The sequence below is a fragment of the Intrasporangium oryzae NRRL B-24470 genome (assembly GCF_000576595.1).
Taxonomy (GTDB): Bacteria; Actinomycetota; Actinomycetes; order Actinomycetales; family Dermatophilaceae; genus Intrasporangium_C; species Intrasporangium_C oryzae.
Genome location: NZ_AWSA01000039.1, coordinates 1 through 18,629 on the forward strand (window position 1 = coordinate 1; position 18,629 = coordinate 18,629).

At 70.3% G+C, this 18,629-nt stretch carries 21 protein-coding genes; 11 read left to right on the forward strand and 10 right to left on the reverse strand.

The window, feature by feature from the left end:
- Positions 1-145: 145 nt before the first annotated feature.
- On the reverse strand, positions 146-490 hold the full coding sequence (locus tag N865_RS15850; RefSeq protein ID WP_245603799.1) for a hypothetical protein: 345 nt from the start codon (positions 488-490) through the stop codon (positions 146-148).
- Positions 491-634: 144 nt separating this feature from the next.
- Between N865_RS15850 and N865_RS15855 the strand changes: the two genes are divergently transcribed.
- On the forward strand, positions 635-2,389 hold the full coding sequence (locus N865_RS15855) for a DEDD exonuclease domain-containing protein (protein ID WP_051510731.1): 1,755 nt from the start codon (positions 635-637) through the stop codon (positions 2,387-2,389).
- Positions 2,390-2,409: 20 nt separating this feature from the next.
- A complete protein-coding gene (locus N865_RS15860) occupies positions 2,410-2,694 on the forward strand; it encodes an Lrp/AsnC family transcriptional regulator (RefSeq protein WP_034808002.1) in 285 nt (94 codons plus the stop codon).
- Positions 2,695-2,773: 79 nt separating this feature from the next.
- On the opposite strand, the gene trpD is transcribed toward N865_RS15860, so the two are convergent.
- On the reverse strand, positions 2,774-3,826 hold the full coding sequence (gene trpD / locus N865_RS15865) for an anthranilate phosphoribosyltransferase (RefSeq protein ID WP_034808005.1): 1,053 nt from the start codon (positions 3,824-3,826) through the stop codon (positions 2,774-2,776).
- A 3-nt stretch (positions 3,827-3,829) separates the two neighbouring features.
- Positions 3,830-4,297, reverse strand: coding sequence for a response regulator transcription factor (locus N865_RS15870; RefSeq protein ID WP_034808007.1), 468 nt, complete (start codon positions 4,295-4,297; stop codon positions 3,830-3,832).
- Positions 4,298-4,512: 215 nt separating this feature from the next.
- Between N865_RS15870 and ctaE the strand changes: the two genes are divergently transcribed.
- The 5 genes from ctaE to N865_RS15895 all read left to right on the forward strand — a co-directional run bounded on the left by ctaE (position 4,513) and on the right by N865_RS15895 (position 9,445).
- Complete coding sequence (gene ctaE, locus N865_RS15875) at positions 4,513-5,163, forward strand: aa3-type cytochrome oxidase subunit III (RefSeq protein ID WP_169735760.1); 651 nt, start codon at positions 4,513-4,515, stop codon at positions 5,161-5,163.
- Between the two features lie 49 nt (positions 5,164-5,212).
- Positions 5,213-6,046 (forward strand): cytochrome bc1 complex diheme cytochrome c subunit, encoded by an 834-nt coding sequence (gene qcrC / locus N865_RS15880; RefSeq protein WP_034808013.1) that lies wholly within the window; start codon positions 5,213-5,215, stop codon positions 6,044-6,046.
- 49 nt (positions 6,047-6,095) lie between these two features.
- Positions 6,096-7,199 (forward strand): cytochrome bc1 complex Rieske iron-sulfur subunit, encoded by a 1,104-nt coding sequence (gene qcrA, locus N865_RS15885; RefSeq protein WP_034808015.1) that lies wholly within the window; start codon positions 6,096-6,098, stop codon positions 7,197-7,199.
- On the forward strand, positions 7,196-8,947 hold the full coding sequence (gene qcrB / locus N865_RS15890) for a cytochrome bc1 complex cytochrome b subunit (RefSeq protein ID WP_034808018.1): 1,752 nt from the start codon (positions 7,196-7,198) through the stop codon (positions 8,945-8,947). Before qcrA ends, qcrB begins: the two co-directional genes overlap by 4 nt.
- A 144-nt stretch (positions 8,948-9,091) precedes the next feature.
- Positions 9,092-9,445 (forward strand): metallopeptidase family protein, encoded by a 354-nt coding sequence (locus N865_RS15895; RefSeq protein ID WP_034808020.1) that lies wholly within the window; start codon positions 9,092-9,094, stop codon positions 9,443-9,445.
- A 513-nt stretch (positions 9,446-9,958) separates the two neighbouring features.
- Here N865_RS15895 and N865_RS15900 read toward each other — a convergent pair.
- Genes N865_RS15900 through ctaC form a run of 3 tightly spaced genes read right to left on the reverse strand, consistent with a single transcriptional unit; the run spans position 9,959 to position 13,044 of the window.
- Entirely contained in the window at positions 9,959-10,360 is a 402-nt protein-coding gene (locus tag N865_RS15900; RefSeq protein ID WP_034808022.1) for a cytochrome c oxidase subunit 4, read from the reverse strand.
- Positions 10,361-10,363: 3 nt separating this feature from the next.
- A complete protein-coding gene (ctaD, locus tag N865_RS15905) occupies positions 10,364-12,124 on the reverse strand; it encodes an aa3-type cytochrome oxidase subunit I (protein WP_034808024.1) in 1,761 nt (586 codons plus the stop codon).
- Positions 12,124-13,044 carry an aa3-type cytochrome oxidase subunit II gene (ctaC, locus tag N865_RS15910; RefSeq protein ID WP_245603800.1) on the reverse strand — a complete coding sequence of 307 codons (921 nt, stop codon included), beginning with the start codon at positions 13,042-13,044 and terminating at the stop codon, positions 12,124-12,126. Before ctaC ends, ctaD begins: the two co-directional genes overlap by 1 nt.
- A gap of 151 nt (positions 13,045-13,195) precedes the next feature.
- Between ctaC and N865_RS15915 the strand changes: the two genes are divergently transcribed.
- Together N865_RS15915 and N865_RS15920 are read left to right on the forward strand one after the other, a co-directional pair.
- Positions 13,196-14,434, forward strand: a complete 1,239-nt coding sequence (locus tag N865_RS15915) for a cysteine desulfurase family protein (RefSeq protein WP_034808026.1) — start codon at positions 13,196-13,198, stop codon at positions 14,432-14,434.
- Positions 14,431-14,697 carry a sulfurtransferase TusA family protein gene (locus N865_RS15920; protein WP_034808029.1) on the forward strand — a complete coding sequence of 89 codons (267 nt, stop codon included), beginning with the start codon at positions 14,431-14,433 and terminating at the stop codon, positions 14,695-14,697. The genes N865_RS15915 and N865_RS15920 overlap by 4 nt, the downstream gene beginning before the upstream one ends.
- On the opposite strand, the gene aat is transcribed toward N865_RS15920, so the two are convergent.
- From aat to N865_RS15940, 4 genes are read right to left on the reverse strand one after another with little or no spacing between them, the layout of a single operon-like run.
- The gene (gene aat, locus N865_RS15925; protein WP_034808031.1) at positions 14,666-15,340 is read right to left on the reverse strand and encodes a leucyl/phenylalanyl-tRNA--protein transferase; all 675 of its coding nucleotides are present in this window, start codon (positions 15,338-15,340) and stop codon (positions 14,666-14,668) included. The genes N865_RS15920 and aat overlap by 32 nt on opposite strands.
- Before the next feature lie 16 nt (positions 15,341-15,356).
- Complete coding sequence (locus N865_RS15930) at positions 15,357-16,343, reverse strand: carbohydrate kinase family protein (protein WP_034808034.1); 987 nt, start codon at positions 16,341-16,343, stop codon at positions 15,357-15,359.
- A 9-nt stretch (positions 16,344-16,352) separates the two neighbouring features.
- A complete protein-coding gene (locus N865_RS15935; protein WP_051510733.1) occupies positions 16,353-17,114 on the reverse strand; it encodes a helix-turn-helix transcriptional regulator in 762 nt (253 codons plus the stop codon).
- The gene (locus N865_RS15940) at positions 17,086-17,769 is read right to left on the reverse strand and encodes a DsbA family oxidoreductase (RefSeq protein ID WP_034808038.1); all 684 of its coding nucleotides are present in this window, start codon (positions 17,767-17,769) and stop codon (positions 17,086-17,088) included. Before N865_RS15940 ends, N865_RS15935 begins: the two co-directional genes overlap by 29 nt.
- Before the next feature lie 73 nt (positions 17,770-17,842).
- Between N865_RS15940 and fdxA the strand changes: the two genes are divergently transcribed.
- Positions 17,843-18,187, forward strand: coding sequence for a ferredoxin (gene fdxA / locus N865_RS15945; protein WP_034808040.1), 345 nt, complete (start codon positions 17,843-17,845; stop codon positions 18,185-18,187).
- 137 nt (positions 18,188-18,324) lie between these two features.
- Positions 18,325-18,519: a hypothetical protein gene (locus tag N865_RS15950; RefSeq protein ID WP_157557732.1), complete on the forward strand. Its 195-nt coding sequence runs from the start codon at positions 18,325-18,327 to the stop codon at positions 18,517-18,519.
- The last annotated feature ends 110 nt before the right edge of the window (positions 18,520-18,629 follow it).

Genomic DNA, 18,629 nt, shown 5'->3' on the forward strand with positions numbered 1-18,629 from the left:
GCCTGGGTCGGGGCCGTCGCCGCAGCCGGGCCGCCCGTCACCGGGCGCGGTGGCCTGGGCGGGGCGTCACGTGGGTCGGGACGGAGCACCGCGCCATGGTGACACGGGAGCCTCGACCGGCCGTGAGACGGTCATCCGCGCAGGGTCAGACGGCGGCTCGCCGTGCCGCAGGCACGCGCTGACGAGCCGGGGCGTCCCGCACGGCACGCGCCGCGTGCGCCGTGTCGTGGCTGACGAGACCGGCGGCGAGCAGGACGGAGACGGCCCGTCGTTCGGCGCGGTCGAGGGGCAGGGAGTCCGGAGTCGGCTCGAACGAGGATTCGGGCCGGGAGCCGGGCGGGGAGCCGGCCCGGGACCGGGTCGGGGACCGGGTCAGGAAGCCGGTCGAAGAACCGGGCGCCGGCCCGGTCGACGCGAGGGCGGTCACCACGCAGTCCGCGCAGTGGACGTCCCGCACCGGGCAGGTCTGGCAGTCGACGAGCATCATCATGGGCCACCCTTCATCGTCTCGTTGCGATCTGTCCGGTACGACGCTAGGCGCGCCCACCGACAGCCATCGCGTCGTCAGGGACGCGGCGCACCACGCGGGCGGGCCTGCGCCGCGTTGTCGGCGCGACGGCATACGGTCTGGGCCATGCAGGCGATCCAGTCGACGTTCGACGACCTCGGCACCCCCCTCGCCGAGGTCACGTTCGTCGTCGTCGACCTGGAGTCGACGGGAGGCAGCCCGGCCCAGTGCGGCATCACCGAGATCGGCGCCGTCAAGGTCCGTGGTGGGGAGGTGCTCGGCGAGTTCCAGACGCTGGTCAACCCGGCCGAGCCGATCCCCGCCTTCATCTCGGTGCTGACGGGCATCACCGACGCCATGGTCGCCGACGCCCCGCGCATCGACAGTGCCCTGCCCGCGTTTCTCGAGTTCGCCTCGGGCAGCGTCCTCGTGGCCCACAACGCCGGCTTCGACATCAGCTTCCTCAAGGCGGCCGCCAGCCGGACCGGGACCCCATGGCCCGGGTTCGACGTCCTCGACACCCTGCAGCTCGCCCGTCAGCTCGTCGTGCGCGACGAGGCACCCAACCACAAGCTCGGCTCCCTCGCCGTCCTCTTCGGCGCACGCACCACGCCCGACCACCGGGCCCTGCACGACGCACGGGCGACGGTCGACGTCCTCCACGGGCTGATCGAGCGCGTCGGCAACCTCGGCGTGCACACCCTCGAGGAGCTCGCCAGCTACAGCTCGCGCGTCACGCCGGCGCAGCGTCGCAAGCGCTTCCTCGCCGACCCGCTCCCCCACGCCCCCGGCGTCTACCTCTTCAAGGACGGCACCGGCCGGGTCCTCTACGTCGGCACGAGCCGCGACATCCGAGCCCGCGTCCGCACCTACTTCACCGCGTCCGAGCAGCGCAGCCGGATGGCCGAGATGGTCAGGCTCGCCCATGTCGTCCACCCGGTCGTCTGCCAGACGGCGCTCGAGGCGCAGGTCCGCGAGCTGCGGCTGATCGACGAGCACCGGCCCCGGTTCAACCGGCGGTCAAAGGACGGCCACCGGGTCATGTGGGTCAAGCTGACGAGGGAGCGCTTCCCCCGGCTCTCGATCGTGCGGCAGGTCAAGGACGACGGAGCCCACTACATCGGGCCCTTCCGGTCCCGGGTGACGGCACAGGCCGCCGTCGACGCGGTGCACGAGGTCGTCCCTTTGCGCCAGTGCACCCAGCGCCTCTCCGGTCACGAGTCGGCGTGCGCCCTCGCCGACATGGGGCGGTGTGGCGCGCCGTGCACCGGTGCGCAGTCGGAGGGCGACTACGCCTCGGTCGCCGCGGACTGCGCCGAGATCTTCGCCGGCAACGCCAGGCCGGGGGCTGAGCTCCTCCGCGCGCGCCTCGAGGAGCTCGCGTCCCAGGAGCGCTTCGAGGATGCCGCGCGGGTCCGCGACCGGTTCCTCCACCTCGTCCGCGGGGCCGCACGAGCCCAGCGGCTCGCCCCCCTCGTGAGGACGCGCGAGGTCGTCGCGGCCCGGGCGCAGGACGGCGGCGGATGGGAGCTCGTCACGATCCGCCACGGACGCTTCGCCGGCACGGCGCTCAGCCCACGGGGAGCCGACCCCATGGTGCACGTCCGCACGCTCCAGGCGACGGCCGAGGAGGTGGCACCGCCCGCGCCCGGCCTTCCGGCGGCGCTCACCGAGGAGACCGAGATCCTGCTGCGGTGGCTCGAGTCCCCGGGCGTGCGGATCGTCGAGCTCGACGGCTCCTGGACGTGCCCCGTCGGCGGGGCCGGGTCGGTTCGTCATGAGCTCGAGCCGGCGGTCGCCTCGGCCCACGAGGCCGTCGGCTTCGACCACGACGTCCCGACCGAGCGTCCGCGGCGCCACGGGCTGCGTCGCGCAGGGTAGGGCCGGATAGGGTTGGTCCCGTGATCACCGCCATCGTCATGATCAACTGCGAGGTCGACCGGATCCCCGAGGTCGCCGAGGCCATCGCCAACATCCCGGCCGTCTCGGAGGTCTACTCCGTCACCGGTGACGCCGACCTCATCGCCATGGTCAGGGTGCGCGCCCACGAGGAGTTCGCCGACGTCATCGCCGACCGCCTCAACAAGGTCGAGGGCGTCGTCGGCACCTCGACCCACATCGCCTTCCGCACCTACTCCGCCCACGACCTCGAGGCTGCCTTCAGCCTCGGTCTCGACGGCGACTGAGCCGAAGCTCGAGCGGGCCGTATGCCGTCGGGCCGGCCCGACGGCATACGGCCTCGGGAAGGCACGCCCGCGTGCGGACTCAGCGACGCGTCGCCGCCACCCACCGGTCGACGAGCTGGGTCGCCGACCCCGTGTCGATCGCGTCCTCGGCCAGGTCCATCCCGGCGCGCAGGTCGCGGTGGAAGTCGTCGTCGGTCGCACCCGAGTCCGGCTTCGTCAGGGCGAGGGCGATCCCCGCGTTGAGCACGACGGCGTCGCGCACGGCCCCCTGGGCGCCGGCGAACGTCTCACGGACGACGGCGGCGTTGTGGATGGCGTCACCGCCTCGCAGGTCATCGACGGGGTGCAGCTCGACCCCCACCCGGGTCGGGTCGAGCGAGCGCTCGGTGACCTGGCCCTGACGGACCCACCACACGTGAGTCGTCGTGGACACGGTGACCTCGTCGAGGCCGTCGTCTCCGCGGAACACGGCGGCGTCCTTGCCGCGCCCCGCGAACACGCCCGCGATGAGCGGAGCCATCCGCGCATCGGCGCACCCGACCGCGGCATACGTCGGCTGGGCGGGGTTGGTGAGCGGGCCGAGGAAGTTGAACGCCGTCCCGATCCCGAGGTCACGGCGTGGGACGGCGGTGTGACGGAAGGACGGGTGGAAGGTCTGCGCGAAGCAGAAGGTGATGCCGGCCTCCTCAGCGACCTCGACGACGCGCTCCGGCGGGAGGGAGAGGTCGATCCCGAGCGCCTCGAGCACGTCGGCGGAGCCGGACGACGACGAGGCGGCCCGGTTGCCGTGCTTGACGAGGCGGACCCCGGTCGCCGCGACGACCATGGATGCCATCGTCGAGATGTTGACCGTGTGGGCGCGGTCGCCGCCGGTGCCGACGATGTCGACGCTCGGTTCGGGTACCTCGATCCGGTGCGCGTGCGCCAGCATCTGCTCGGCCAGGCCGCGCATCTCCTCGACGCTCTCGCCCTTCGACCGCAGCGCGACGAGGAAGCCCGCCACCTGGACCGGGGTCGCCTCCCCCGCCATGATCTGGGCCATGGCCCACTCGGTCGTCGGCCGATCAAGGTCACGACCCGCGATGAGGTCGGTGAGGACCGACGGCCAGGTCACCGACTGGTCCGCCGCCATCCGTCAGGCCGTCGGGACGGCCGCGCGCGCGAGCGTCGCGACGGCGGAGGTGAGGGCGATGGGGTCGAGGGGGTGCGGGACGGCGAGGTCCGCCATCGACCACGCAGCCAGCCAGCTGTCCTGCGGACGCCCCGTGAGGACGATCACGGGCGGGCAGTCGTAGATCTCGTTCTTGAGCTGTCGGGTCAGGCCGAGGCCGCCGACCTTGGCCGCCTCGCCGTCGAGGACGAGGATGTCGTAGCGGTCGGCCTCGACCGAGGAGATGACGGCGTCTGCCGTCGCGCACTCGTGCCAGCGGGTGACCTCGACGTCCTTCGCGGGACGGCGCCCGACCGCGGCCCGCACGGCGTCACGCGTCGTGACATCGTCGCTGTAGAGCAGGATGCTCACCCGGTGCAGGGGCGCGCCGCCCGCGCTCGTGACGAGCTCGGAGGACGGGCCGGACGTGGCGCTGGCGTTCGAGGCGGTCATGACGGCGATGCTACCGGTCCCGGGGCCCGCGGCAGCAGCACCCCTCCGCCCGCCGAGACGCTCACCGACGCTGCCGGCGTCCGCGTCGTGGGCCCGGCGTCACGGGTGGTACGCCGCGGGGCGAAACATGTCGGAATCATCACGAAACCTCGACAGTCCGACGGAAACAGGGGGGTCCTCGCGCGCCCCCCCGTCGATGTGGGAATAATGTCAACGTGGCGACAGCATCAGCAGTTCCTTCCAGCGCAATCCCTCACCTCGGCACCGGACCGGCGACCCGTCCCAACATGGTCGCGGTCGGCACGATCGTGTGGCTCTCCAGCGAGCTCATGTTCTTCGCCGGCCTCTTCGCGGTCTACTTCCAGCTGCGTTCCGTGCGCACCGAGCTGTGGGCCCAGCAGACCGAGAAGCTCAACCTGACCTTCGCGAGCATCAACTGCCTCGTGCTCGTGGTCTCGTCGGTGTGGTGCCAGCTCGGCGTCTGGAAGGCCGAGCGCGGCCAGAAGGCACGCACGGGCAGCCTCCTCGACATCAAGCACTGGGGCATGCGCGAGTGGTACGTCCTGACCTACCTCTTCGGCGCCTTCTTCATCGCCGGCCAGGTCATGGAGTACTCCGAGCTGGTCCAGGAGAACGTCACGCTGTCCTCCGACGCGTACGGCTCGGTCTTCTACATGGCGACCGGCTTCCACGGCATGCACGTGACCGGTGGCCTCATCGCCTTCCTGCTGATCATCGCCCGCACCTTCACGACCCGGCGCTACACGCACGCCAACGCGACCGGCGCCGTCGTGACCTCCTACTACTGGCACTTCGTGGACGTGGTCTGGATCGCCCTGTTCGCGACGATCTACCTCCTGCGATGACCCGCAGCACCGATCACTTCCCGACCCACGAGAACGACAGGACCTCACTGTGAACGCCTTGGCCGCACGACGTCGACACCCCGCCGCGATCGCGCTGCTGATCCTCGTCGGCCTGCTCGTCACCGGGGGCGCCTACGCCTTCCTTGCGCCGAAGGAGGCCAACGCCTCGGCCGTCTCTGCCGACACCGTGGCCGAGGGCAAGAACCTCTTCCTCGCCAACTGCGCGAGCTGCCACGGGACCAACGCGCAGGGCACCGCCTCCGGGCCCTCGCTCGTCGGTGTCGGTGCGGCTGCGGTCGACTTCCAGGTCGGCACCGGCCGTATGCCGCTTGCCGGCCCGAACATCCAGGCGCAGCGCCAGGACGTCGACAAGATCAAGTTCGACGACCAGCAGATCTCCTCGATGGCCGCCTACGTCGCCTCCCTCGGGGCCGGCCCGTCGGTGCCTGACTCGCAGTACACGACCGTCATCCAGCCCGGCGACCAGAAGGAAGCCGGCCAGGACCTGACCAACAACCAGCGCATCGCCCGCGGTGGCGAGATCTTCCGCGTCAACTGCGCGATGTGCCACAACTTCGCGGGCGCCGGAGGCGCCCTCACGCGAGGCAAGTACGCGCCGTCCCTCACGGGCGTCACGCCGAAGCACATGTACGAGGCGATGGTCTCGGGCCCGCAGTCGATGCCGGTCTTCAACGACCAGAACATCTCGCCGGAGTCCAAGCAGGAGGTCATCTCCTACCTCAAGGCCGTCGACAACCAGACCAACGTCGGAGGACTGACCCTGGGCAACCTCGGCCCGGTCTCCGAGGGCATGTTCGTCTGGCTCTTCGGCCTCACCCTGCTCATCGGCTGCGCCGTCTGGCTCGGCAAGAAGGCTGCATGAGCACCGACCGCCTCGTCCCGCACACGAACGACGACAGGACCACCATCCGATGAACGACAACGAGACCACGGCACACGGGGAGAGCGGCGCGCTCGCCCCCGCCGGTGGTGACGGGGCCCTCGAGACCCGGAGCACGACCGAGCTCGACCGCTTCGAGAACCCGGGCCTGCCCCCGCACGTGCACCGTGCCGCCGACGACGACCCGAAGGCAGCCAAGCGCGCGGAGAAGCAGGTCGCGACCCTGTTCGGCCTGTCGATGCTCTCGACCCTCGTGTTCCTCGTGGGCTATTTCGCCATCCACGACGACTGGGTGTTCTTCTTCCCCGGCCTCGGCCAGGCCAAGACGCTCAACGTCGTCCTCGGCCTCTCCCTCGGCTTCGCCCTCTTCTTCATCGGCATCGGCGCGGTCCACTGGGCCAAGACGCTCATGTCCGACGAGGAGGTCGTCGAGGAGCGTCACCCGCTGGGGTCGAGCGAGGTCGAGCGCGCCAAGGCGGTCAAGGTCGTCACCGACGGCGGCGAGAGCGCCCAGATCAACCGTCGCCCCCTGCTCAAGTACTCCCTCGGCGGCGCGCTGGGGCTCTTCGCCCTCCCCTTCGTCCTCCAGGTTGCCGGCTCCCTCGGCCCGGGCAACGTCGAGGAGCTCAAGGAGACCCTCTGGGACCCGAAGTACAACGACGGCAAGCCGATCCGCCTCTTCCGCGACCCGGAGCGCACCCCCATCAAGCTGTCGGACGTGACGCTGGGCTCGGTCTTCCACGTCATGCCCGAGACCATGGAGAAGGTCTACGAGGAGGGCAAGCACGTCCTGGAGCAGAAGGCCAAGGCTGCCGTCATCCTCATCCGTCTGAACCCGGACGACATCAAGGTGCAGAAGGCCAAGGACTGGGGCGTCGACGGCACCGTCGCGTACTCCAAGATCTGCACCCACGTGGGCTGCGCCGTCGGCCTCTACGAGCAGCAGACGCACCACCTGCTCTGCCCGTGCCACCAGTCGACGTTCGACCTCACCGAGGACTGCGCCGTCATCTTCGGCCCGGCCAAGCGTGCCCTGCCGCAACTCAAGATCACCGTTGACGACGAGGGCTACCTCGTCGCCCCCCAGGGCTTCAAGGAGCCTGTGGGGCCGAGCTTCTGGGAGCGTGCCCGATGAGCACGATCAACGCAGACCGCCCAGCCGACGCCCTGCGCGCCGGCGACCGCCAGGCCGATCAGGAGCGCGCGGAGAGCAAGCCCCTCGGTGGCATCGCCGGGTGGCTCGACGACCGCACGGGGGCCGCCAAGGGCATGTCCTTCGTGCTCAAGAAGGTCTTCCCCGACCACTGGTCCTTCATGCTCGGCGAGATCGCGATGTACTCGATGATCATCTGCCTGCTGACCGGTGCCTTCCTCACGTTCTGGTTCGTCCCGAGCGCCTCGCCCGTCGTCTACGACGGCTCGTACATCCCGCTGCAGGGTGTGACGGTCTCCGACGCCTACCGTTCGACGCTCGACATCTCGTTCGACATCCGCGGCGGTCTGCTCATCCGTCAGATCCACCACTGGGCCGCTCTCGTCTTCTGCGTCGCGATCCTCGTGCACATGGGTCGCGTCTTCTTCACGGGCGCCTTCCGCAAGCCGCGTGAGATCAACTGGGTCATCGGCTCGATCCTGTCCATGCTGGCGATCGTCGAGGGCTTCGCGGGCTACTCCCTGCCGGACGACCTTCTCTCCGGCACCGGACTTCGCGCCGCCGAGGGCTTCATGCGCTCGATCCCGATCATCGGCTCGTACGTCTCGTACTTCGTGTTCGGCGGCGCGTTCCCGGGCGAGGCGATCATCCCCCGCCTGTATGCCGTCCACGTCCTGCTGCTGCCGGCGATCCTCGTCGGGCTCTTCACCGCGCACATCCTGCTCGTGTTCCTGCACAAGCACACGCAGTACCCGGGACCGGGCAAGACCAACAACAACGTCGTCGGCTTCCCGATGATGCCGGTGTACATCGCCAAGGCCGGTGGCTTCTTCTTCATCGTCTTCGGCGTCATCGCCCTCATCTCGGCGCTCGTCACGATCAACCCGATCTGGGGCTACGGGCCGTACGACCCCTCCCCCGTGACGGCCGGCTCCCAGCCGGACTGGTACATGGGCTTCGCGGACGGCGCGCTTCGACTGCTGCCCGGCTTCCTCGAGTTCACCGCGTTCGGGTACACGTTCAGCTTCAACGTCATGATCGGCGCCATCCTCCTGATCCCGATCATGTACACCCTGATCGGCGTGTACCCCTTCTTCGAGGCGTGGGTCACCGGCGACAAGCGCGAGCACCACCTGCTCGACCGGCCGCGCAACAACCCGACGCGCACCGGCATCGGCGTCGCTGCGATGACGTTCTACATCGTGCTCTTCTTCGCCTCCGGCAACGACCTCATGGCGATCAAGCTGCACCTGTCGATCAACGACCTGACCCGCCTGTTCCAGCTGCTGATCTTCGTCGGGCCGCCGCTGGCCTTCTGGATCACCAAGCGCATCTGCCTCAGCCTGCAGCGTGCAGACCGCCAGAAGGTCCTGCACGGCCGGGAGACCGGTGTCATCTGGCGCTACCCGGACGGCCGCTTCGAGGAGATCCACGCGCCGCTCACGCCGCAGGAGCGCTGGGTCCTCGTCCAGCACGAGTCGCCCGAGCCGCTCGTCATCACGGCGGAGACGGATGCCAACGGGGTCGAGTCCCCCATCGCTCGCAAGGAGCGCCTGCGGGCCAAGTTGTCGCACTTCTACTTCAAGGACCGGGTCGCCCCGCCGACCCCCTCGGAGCTCGAAGCCGCACACCACCACGGCGACCACGGGGTCGAGACACACGAGCCCGAGGCGATCGAGGCCGGGGGCGCTCCGGCCCGCGAGACGATCAAGGCCGACCGCCAGAACTGAGCCCGCTCGGCTCGGTTCCACCGACGAGGGCCCGGTCCGCCACCACGGCGGCCGGGCCCTCGTCGTGCCCACGTTCGGGGCCCCGGCGGTCGGAGAAGCGGTCCGCCGATCCGGGGAATCTGCCTGTCATGACAGACTCGACGCATGGAGCACCTCACCGATGCCGAGTTCGAGGAGGCGGTCGCCGACGCCCTGGACGAGATCCCCGAGGACCTGGCGCGGGCGATGGACAACGTCGTCGTCCTCGTGGAGCAGGAGCCTCCCGCCGACGATCCGGACCTGCTGGGGGTGTACGACGGCACGCCGCTGACCGAACGTGACGGGTGGTGGGGCGCGGGGTCCCTGCCTGACCGCATCACGATCTTCCAGGGCCCCCTCGAGCGCATGTGCCACACCGCCGAGGAGCTTCGGGAGGAGATCACGGTGACGGTCGTGCACGAGATCGCGCACCACTTCGGGATCGACGACGAGCAGCTGCACGAGCTCGGCTGGGGCTGATCCGACAACGCCGTCTCAGGGATGGGACAGTTCCTTCACAGCGACCGTGAGGGGCTCTTTACGACCTCCACACTGGCGGTTACCGTCGAAGGACAGCAACACGATCGGACGGAGGTGCCCCCAATGTTCTCTCCCGCACGATCGCACCACGAGCCGGAAGGTCCGTGAGCTGCACGAGTCGCACGAAGGGGAAGGCCGCACGCCTTCCCCTTCGTCATGTCCGCGGCCGTATGCCGCCGGGGCATCGCCCCGCCACCTGTACCTCGCGCGGTGTCTGGGTCGCTGTGCATCGCTGTTCGCCGGCCTCGAAGGCGGCACGGAAGACCGCGAGGTAGTGGTCGACCTGTGAGGCCGCGACGACGAGCCGGCCACGGCGCCCGCTGCCGTCGTAGCCGAGCTGGCCCGCGGGGTACCCCGCTGCGGCGCAGGAGGCTGCGGGCTGCGCGTCGGACGAATCGGGAACGCAGCAGGGTCCGGCCGCTGTGCGACCGGACCCTGCTGCAGGCTGTCAGATCAGATGGAGTACTCGCCCGAGAAGGACTCGAAGACCCACAGGACGAGGGCGACGATCCCGAAGAAGGCGCCGATGATGAAGAGCCACCAGCCGATGGCGAGCCCGGCGAACATCACGGCGCCGGCGAGGGCGAGCCACAGCGGCGTCCACGAGCTGGCGACGAAGTAGCCGTAGTCACCCTCGGCGTCCTCGATCTCACCCGAGACGTTGTCCTCGGGACGGAGCGGGAGCTTCCGTCCGGTCATCCAGAAGTAGAAGCTGACCAGGGCGAAAAGGCCGGCCGTGAGCGTCAGGGCAGTGACACCGATCGGCTCGGTCCACTTCGTCCAGAAGCCGTAGATGAAGATCACGGGGACGAAGAAGGCGAGGAGGTAGGTGAAGAGCTTGGTCTCGACGCGCATCGGTCAGTCCTTCTTGTCGCTGTGCGTGGGCTGTTCGCCGGACGCGACGTCGGCCGGCCCCATGACCTGTACGAGCGTGCTCCGGTCGGGGATCGGCCCTGCGCCGGGCGCCGCCTCGGGGTGGTGCAGGTCGAACGCGGGACGCTCGGAGCGGATCCGCGGGAGCGAGACGAAGTTGTGCCGCGGCGGCGGGCACGAGGTGGCCCATTCGAGCGAGGCGCCGTAGCCCCACGGGTCGTCGGAGGTGACCAGCGGAGCCTTGTGCCACGTCTTCCAGACGTTGTAGACGAAGGGGATCGTCGAGGCGGCGAGTAGGAAGGCACCCACGGTCGAGATGATGTTGCCGGTCTGGAAGCCCTCCTCCGGCAGGTAGTCGGCATACCGCCGGGCCATGCCTTCGATCCCGAGCACGTGCTGGATCAGGAACGTCGTGTGGAAGCCGATGAACAGCATCCAGAAGTGGATCTTCCCGAGCCGCTCATCCAGCATCCGGCCGGTCAGCTTCGGCCACCAGAAGTAGTAACCGGCGAACATCGCGAACACGACCGTGCCGAACACGGTGTAGTGGAAGTGCGCGACGACGAAGTAGCTGTCGGACAGATGGAAGTCGAGCGCCGGGCTCGACAGGATGATGCCGGTCAGGCCACCGAAGAGGAAAGTGACGAGGAAGCCCATCGCCCAGAGCATCGGGGTGTCCATCGACACCTTGCCGCCCCACATCGTGCCGATCCAGTTGAAGAACTTCACCCCGGTGGGCACCGCGATGAGCATCGTCATCACCGAGAAGAACGGCAGCAGGACCTGGCCGGTGACGTACATGTGGTGGGCCCAGACGCTCGCCGAGAGCGCCGCGATGGCGATCGTGGCGAACACGAGGGTCTTGTAGCCGAAGATCGGCTTGCGGGAGAAGACCGGGATGACCTCGCTGATGATGCCGAAGAACGGCAGCGCGATGATGTACACCTCGGGGTGGCCGAAGAACCAGAACAGGTGCTGCCACAGCATGGCACCGCCGTTCTCCGGGTCGAAGATGTGCATCCCGAAGCGCCGGTCACCGCCGAGTGCGAACAGGGCCGCCGCGAGGATCGGGAAGACGAGGAGCACGAGGATCGCCGTGACGAGCACGGTCCAGGTGAAGATCGGCATCCGGAACATCGTCATGCCGGGGGCGCGCATGCACACGATCGTCGTGATGAAGTTGACCGCGCCGAGGATCGTGCCGAAACCCGCGAACGCGAGGCCGAAGACCCACAGGTCGCCGCCGAGACCCGGGCTGTAGCTGACATCGGACAGCGGCGCGTAGGCGAACCAGCCGAACGAGGCCGCGCCCTGCGGGGTGAGGAAGCCTGCACTCGCGATGAGGCCGCCGAAGAGGTAGAGCCAGTACGCGAACATGTTGAGCCGCGGGAAGGCGACGTCAGGCGCCCCGATCTGCAGCGGCATGATCGCGTTGGCGAAGCCCGCGAAGAGCGGCGTCGCGAAGAGCAGCAGCATGATCGTGCCGTGCATCGTGAACAGCTGGTTGTACTGCTCCGGGTTGTCCACGATCTGCAGGCCAGGAGCGGCCAGCTCCGCGCGGATCATCAGCGCGAGGAAACCGCCGATGAGGAAGAACACGAACGAGGTGATGAAGTACAGGTTGCCGATGACCTTGTGGTCGGTCGTCGTCACCCACTTGACGAAGGTCTGGCCCTTGAGCCGGGCCGGGCGGGCGGGGGCCGCGGAGGGAACGTCAGAGGTGCGCTTGGCGGTTGCGGTCGACATCAGTTGTTGCTCCCAGTGCGGGCCGGTGCGGGGATCTTATTGGCGTCAGCGGGCTCCATCTTCTCGCGGCTGGCGTCGACGGGGATCAGACCAGTCTGGCCGAGCTCGGCCAGACGCGACATCTGCTGGTCGTACTCCTCCTGGGAGACGATCTTGACCATGAAGAGCATCTGCGAGTGGTAGGCGCCGCACAGCTCGGCGCACTTGCCCTGGAACGTCCCGGTCTCGGTCGGGACGATCTGCAGCTTGTTGGTCTTGCCGGGGATGATGTCGAGCTTCGTCATGAAGGCCGGCACCCAGAAGCTGTGGATGACATCGCGGGAGTTGAGGACGAACTCGACCCGCTTGTTGACGGGCAGGTAGAGCACGGGCATCTTGGCCCGGGCGCCCTCCTGGCCGTTGAGCTCGGTGTGCGCGCCGGTCTCGTGGACGTTGGAGTCGACGTAGTTGAAGTCCCAGCTCCACTGCTTGGCCACGACGGAGATCGTCACGTCGGGCTTCTTGCTCGTGTCGGTCAGGGCCGCCTCGTCGCGGGCCGTGTAGTAGAAGAACACGGCGACCATGAAGACGGGGATGATGGTGTAGAGCAGCTCGACGGGCACGTTGTAGCGCAGCTGCACGGGCAGCGTCTCGTCGCCCCGGCGCTTGCGGAATCGGATGGCGGCGTAGAGCATCAGGCCCCACGTGATCGCACCCACGGCGAGGACGGCGATCCAGCTGCCGACCCACAGGTTGGTCACGCGCACGCCGCTGTCGGACACGGCGTTCGGGAGGTACCCGTTGGACACCTGTCCCTGGCAGCCGCTGAGCGCCAGCATGCCGACTGCCACCAGGCCGGTGAGGCGCAGGCCTCGGCGTCGGGTGGTGGCCACCGTGGTCACCGGCGGCACGGCGGCCGGGGTGTCATCGAGCTCAGGCACCTGGGTGCACCTTTCGTTCCGATCGAGGGCGCGAGGAGCGCGCCGGTCGAGCGTGTTCACATCCATCGTTTTCGGGCACAGATTGGCCACCCGAGAAACCCTACCGCCCCACCCTCGCTCCCGTCCCGCAGGGGGCGGCTAACGTGGCGGCGTGGACAGTCACGATCGGGGAACGAACCTTGGACCGGCCGCCAGAGCCGGTCCGACAGCCGCTCCGACGGCCACCGCACCACCGGCCCGGCGACTCCTCGACGCAGCCGCCGGCCCCCTCCACCCGACCGCGCGCGACACCCTCCTCGCCGCGGTCGACGCGGGCTGGGCCGACCCCGCCCGCCTGTACGCGGAGGGCCGAAGGGCCCGGGCCCTGCTCGACCGTTCCCGCGAGGTGGTCGCCGCGGGCCTCTCGGTGCGCCCGACGGAGGTGAGCCTCCTCCCGAGCGGGCCGTCGGCGCTGACCCGGGCGGTCGAGGGCCTGCTGTATGCCGCCCGCCGGCGTGGCGCACGGACCGTGGCCTCCGCGGTCGAGCACTCCGCCGTCCTCGTGCCGGGGCGGGCCCGGGCGGCCAGCGCCGACGACGCAGCCCTGCTCGCGGAGGTCCCCGTCGACGGCCGCGGCAGAGTGGACCTCGACTCCTGGTCCGCCGCCCTCGGGGTGGAGGGCACCGTCGTCGCGGCCCTGCAGAGCGCCAACGGCGAGGTCGGGACCCGGCAGCCGCTGCAGGAGGCGCGCGAGGCCTGCCGGCGGCACGGCATACCGCTCGTCGTGGACGCGATGGCCTCCCTCGGCCGCGATGAGGTCCCGGACGACTGGGACGTCCTCGTCGGCGACGCGCGCGCCTGGGGCGGTCCCCCGCTCGGCGTCCTCGTCGTCCGTGAGCGCGTGCGCTGGCAGTGGGAGGGCTCCCGGGCCGACGTCGAGGGCGGGCGCACGGACGTGACTCCCTGGATCCCTCTCGCCCTCGCGGCGGCCGAGGCCTGGCAGCAGACCGCATCGGCACGGACCGTCGACGCGGCCGGGGCGCGTGGCCTCGTCGACGCGATCCGGACGTCGGCCGCCCGCGTGCCGGACACCGAGGTCGTCGGCGACCCGGATGACCGCCTCCCCCATGTCGTCACCTTCTCCAGCCTCTACGTCGACGGCGAGGCTCTCGTCGGAGCATTCGACCGGGCGGGCTTCGCCGTCGCGAGCGGGTCGGCGTGCACCTCGAGCACGCTCGAGCCGAGCCACGTCCTCGCGGCGATGGGGGTCCTCACCCACGGCAACGTCCGCGTTACGCTCCCCCTCCGCGCCGTGTCACCCGGCCGCGACGCCGACGTGGAGGCGTTCTGCTCGGCCATCGGCCCGACCGTCGAGGCCGTCCGGCGCGAGCTCGGGGTGGCGGGGCTGTGAGCGACGCGGCCGCCCGGGTCGCCGTCGTCGACGCCCGCGGCCTGCGCTGCCCGCTGCCCGTCATCCGGCTCGCGCAGCTCGTCCGCGACGACCCCGCCGCCGGCCGGGTCACGGTTCTCGCGACCGACCCTGCGGCCGCGCACGACATCCCGGCCTGGTGCCGTCTACGCGGTCACCGCTACCTGGGCGCCCGCGACGAGGGCGCCCACACGGCATACGACGTCGAGGTCGTCAGGCCCACGGCGCCGGCAACGGCGCCGTGAGCGCGGTCTCGAGGAGGTCGAGATAGGCCTCCCGCGAGACCTCGGTGACGCCGAGCGTCGCGAGGTGCGGCGTCTGCCACTGGACGTCGATGAGCCGCCGCGGGTCGGCGTCGGCGGCGAGCAGCTCGTGCAGTCCGACGAGGGCGACCTTCGAGGCGTCCCGCTCGGCGTGGAACATCGACTCGCCCGCGAAGAGGCCGCCTATGGCGACACCGTAGAGGCCCCCGACGAGGCGGCCCGCACGCCAGGTCTCCACGGAGTGCGCCCAGCCGGCCTCGTGGAGGGCCGAGTAGGCCGAGGCGACGTCCTGCGTGATCCACCGCCCGTCGCGGTCGGGCGCCGCGCACGCCGCGACGACCTCGTCGAAGACCGTGTCGACCCTCAGCTCGAAGCGGGCCAGCGACTTGCGCAGCGAACGGCTCACGTGGAGGTCGCCGACGCGCAGGATCCCCCGCGGGTCGGGCGACCACCACCCGATCGGCGCGGCGCCGTGCTCGCCCACGCCCATCGGGAAGAGGCCCACGGTGTAGGCCTCGTAGAGGGTCGCGACCTCGAGGTCGGCGCCGATGCCGACGAGGTCCTCGCCGCGCGGAATCCGGTCGAGTCCGAAGTCCCACGCGGTCGGGGGCGGTGGGATCGGCACGATGCGCTCGCGGGTCTCAGGGACGCGGGCAGGTGATGTGGGGGGCGATCTCGTCGGCCGAGTCGGCCCCGTAGGCCTCGGCGAGCCGCTCGAGGAACCGGGCCTTGCCGAGGACGTACTCCTGGGTCCCGACCGTCTCGATGACGTAGGTCGCAAGCATGGAACCGAGCTCTGCGCAGCGCCGGTAGGGCAGGCCCGCTGCGATGCCGGTGACGAAGCCCGAGCGGAAGGCGTCGCCGACGCCGGTCGGGTCGGCCCTGCGTACCTCGCGGGCGATGCCGACCTCGATCGGCTCCTCGTCCCTGACCCGCACGGTCACGCCGTCCTTGCCCCGAGTCTTGACCTGGACGCGCACCCGGCCCGCGAGCTCGTCCTCGCTCCACCCTGTCTTCTGGCAGGCGAGGTGGCTCTCGTACTCGTTGGTGAAGAGGTACTCGGCCCCGTCGACCAGCCGCTCGATCGTCTCGCCGTCACAGAAGGCGAGCTGCTGCGAGGGGTCGGCCGCGAAGGGGATGCCTCGGGTCCGGCACTCGTCGGTGTGCCGCAGCATGCCCTCGGGGTCGTTGGCGCCGATGACGACGAGGTCGAGCCCGCCGACGCGGTGGGCGACCGGCGCCAGCTCGATGTCGCGGGCCTCCGACATCGCTCCGGCGTAGAACGTCGCGATCTGGGCCATGTCACGGTCGGTCGTGCAGATGAAGCGAGCGGTGTGCTGCGACTCGGAGTAGTGGACCGACGCGCAGTCGACCCCGTGCCGCTCGAGCCACGAGCGGTAGTCGGTGAAGTCCTCGCCGACCGCGCCGACGAGGATCGGGCGCTGGCCGAGGTTGGCCATCCCGAAGGCGATGTTGGCGGCGACACCCCCTCGGCGCACCTGGAGGTCCTCGGTGAGGAACGAGAGCGAGATCTTGTCGAGCTGTTCGACGACGAGAGAGTCGGCGAACAGCCCGTCGAAGGTCATCAGGTGGTCGGTCGCGATGGACCCGGTGATCGCTACATGCACACCGGAAACCTAGCGTGTCGAGGCCTCGCCCGACTCGGACGCCGTCGCCTCGGCGCGTGCGCCCCCTCGGGAAGGGGTGCGCGTCAGGCGCGCGACACAGTGGCTCGGCGCGACGAGCGGGTCGAGCGCGGACACCCGCAGCGGGGCGTCGAGCTCGTCGAGCAGACCATCGATGAGGCCGCGGTGGACGGCGCAGACGACCTCGAGGTGCTCGCTCGCGACCTCGAGGAACGGACAGCTCATCACGTCGAGACGTATGCCGTCGGGCTCCGTCGTGTGACGCGTGTCGAACCCCATGGAGCCGAGGGTGGCGACGACGGCCGCGACGGCCTGCCTGCGCGTCGCGGGACCGCCTGGGGTGGGCCGTCCGGGCGTGGACGCACCCGACCGGGCGGCCAGCCTGCCGTAGACGGCACCCGCCTGCGCCCCGGCCGTGGACGGGTCGGCCTCGGTCGAGGCCAGGCGCGCGGTGAGGATCTCGGCGAGCAGACGATAGCTGCGGGTGCCCGCGGCCGGTGCCGCGCTCGCGGCGACGTAGTGGACCCGCGGGCGTCCCGGGACCTCCCGCTCCTCCCGGACCCGCTCGACGAGCCCGGAGCCGCACAGCGCCTCGAGGTGGAAGCGGGCCGTGTTCGGATGGGCGCCGAGGCGCTCGGCGATCTCTGCGGCCGTCACCGGGGCGCCCATGTCCTGCACCAGCGCGAGCACCCGGCTGCGGGTGGGGCCGAGGCCCCGGGCCCGGTCAGGCAGCGGGGTGCTGGGAGTGCTCACGGGTCGGATCGTCCCATTCGTCCAGCCCGCGCGCGCGCATCTCGGCCGCGAGCCGGGTCAGGGCGTCCTCACCGACGCTCGCCGGACCGTCGTCGACGACGAGAGTCGGCACGACGCCTCCCAGCTCGTGCCACTGCGACCACCAGTCGCGCCGCAGGTGCCAGCCCATCGTCGTGATCGGGCCACCCGTCACGTCGACGGCATAGCCCCACACGCGGAGCAGCTCCGTCGGGGAGCTGCCGCTGCGGATGTCGTCGGCGAGGAGCGTCCGGATCACCCTGGCGTCGTCGAGGTCGATGCCGTGGCGCCAGAAGCCGTCGAAGAGCGCTCGGCGGACGGGGACGGCGACGCCGGCTCCGTAGGCCTCGGCGTAGCCGGCCGTCGCCGCGCCGGTGAAGGGGACGTGTCCCTTGAGGGTGTACGGCAGCGGCTCGCCCGGCATGAGGTGCGCCGTGACGCGCGGCATCTCGTCGTGCAGGGCGGTGAACCGGTCGGTCACGTCCACCGGGCGCAGATGGTGCCATGGGTCGTGCTCGACGGCCCGCCAGTCGACCTCGACGTCCGCGTCGGCGGCCAGGTCCTCGCTCCGGCGCCACGCCAGGTAGCTGAACGGGCAGGTGAAGTCTCCCCAGATCGTCAGGCGTGTCCTTGACATCTCTTCTCCTCCTCGCAGGGTCCGACCTATTCTTTTTTACAACTAGTTTGTAAATACAGCAAGAAGGTGACCCATGACCTACGTGATCGGCTCCCCCTGCATCGACGTCAAGGACCGCGCCTGCGTCGAGGAGTGTCCCGTCGACTGCATCTACGAAGGACCACGCTCGCTCTACATCCACCCGGACGAGTGCGTCGACTGCGGCGCCTGCGAGCCCGTGTGCCCGGTCGAGGCGATCTACTACGAGGACGACCTGCCCGGCGACCTCGAGCCCTACCTCGAGGACAACGCGCGCTATTTCGAGGACGCGATGCCCGGGCAGTCCGAGCCGCTCGGCTCACCCGGCGGCGCGGCCAAGCTCGGGGTGCTGCCCTTCGACACCCCGCTCGTGGCCGCCTTCCCGCCCCGCGAGGAGTGAGGGGCCCCGAGACTGCCGCGCGAGACTGCCGCGCGAGGCGGCACGCGGGGTGGCGCCGCGAGGCGTCCACACGGCCCTCGCGAACTACCCGCTGGTACCCCTACGCCGGCGCGGGGGCAACGCCTAGCGTGGCTGGTATGAGGCAACCGATGGAGTTCCCCGGCCCGCGGGACGAGCTCGACTCGGGCAGCGTCGCCGAGCTCGTCGAGGACAGCCGTGTCGTGCCCGTGACGCAGACGAGTCCGACTCCGTGGGAGCCCGTCCACGTCGACATCGAGGTCCCCGACGACGCCTCGGCCCTGCTCGCGGGGCTCGGCGACTACGGCAGCTGACCCACATCGTGGGGGGTCGCTGCGGCGCCCCGGAGTTTGCCAGGAGCCTGTCCGGAGCCGCCTTGGGTGCGTCCTCAGGCCCCCCGGGACGACGAAGGGCCCGACCGGCA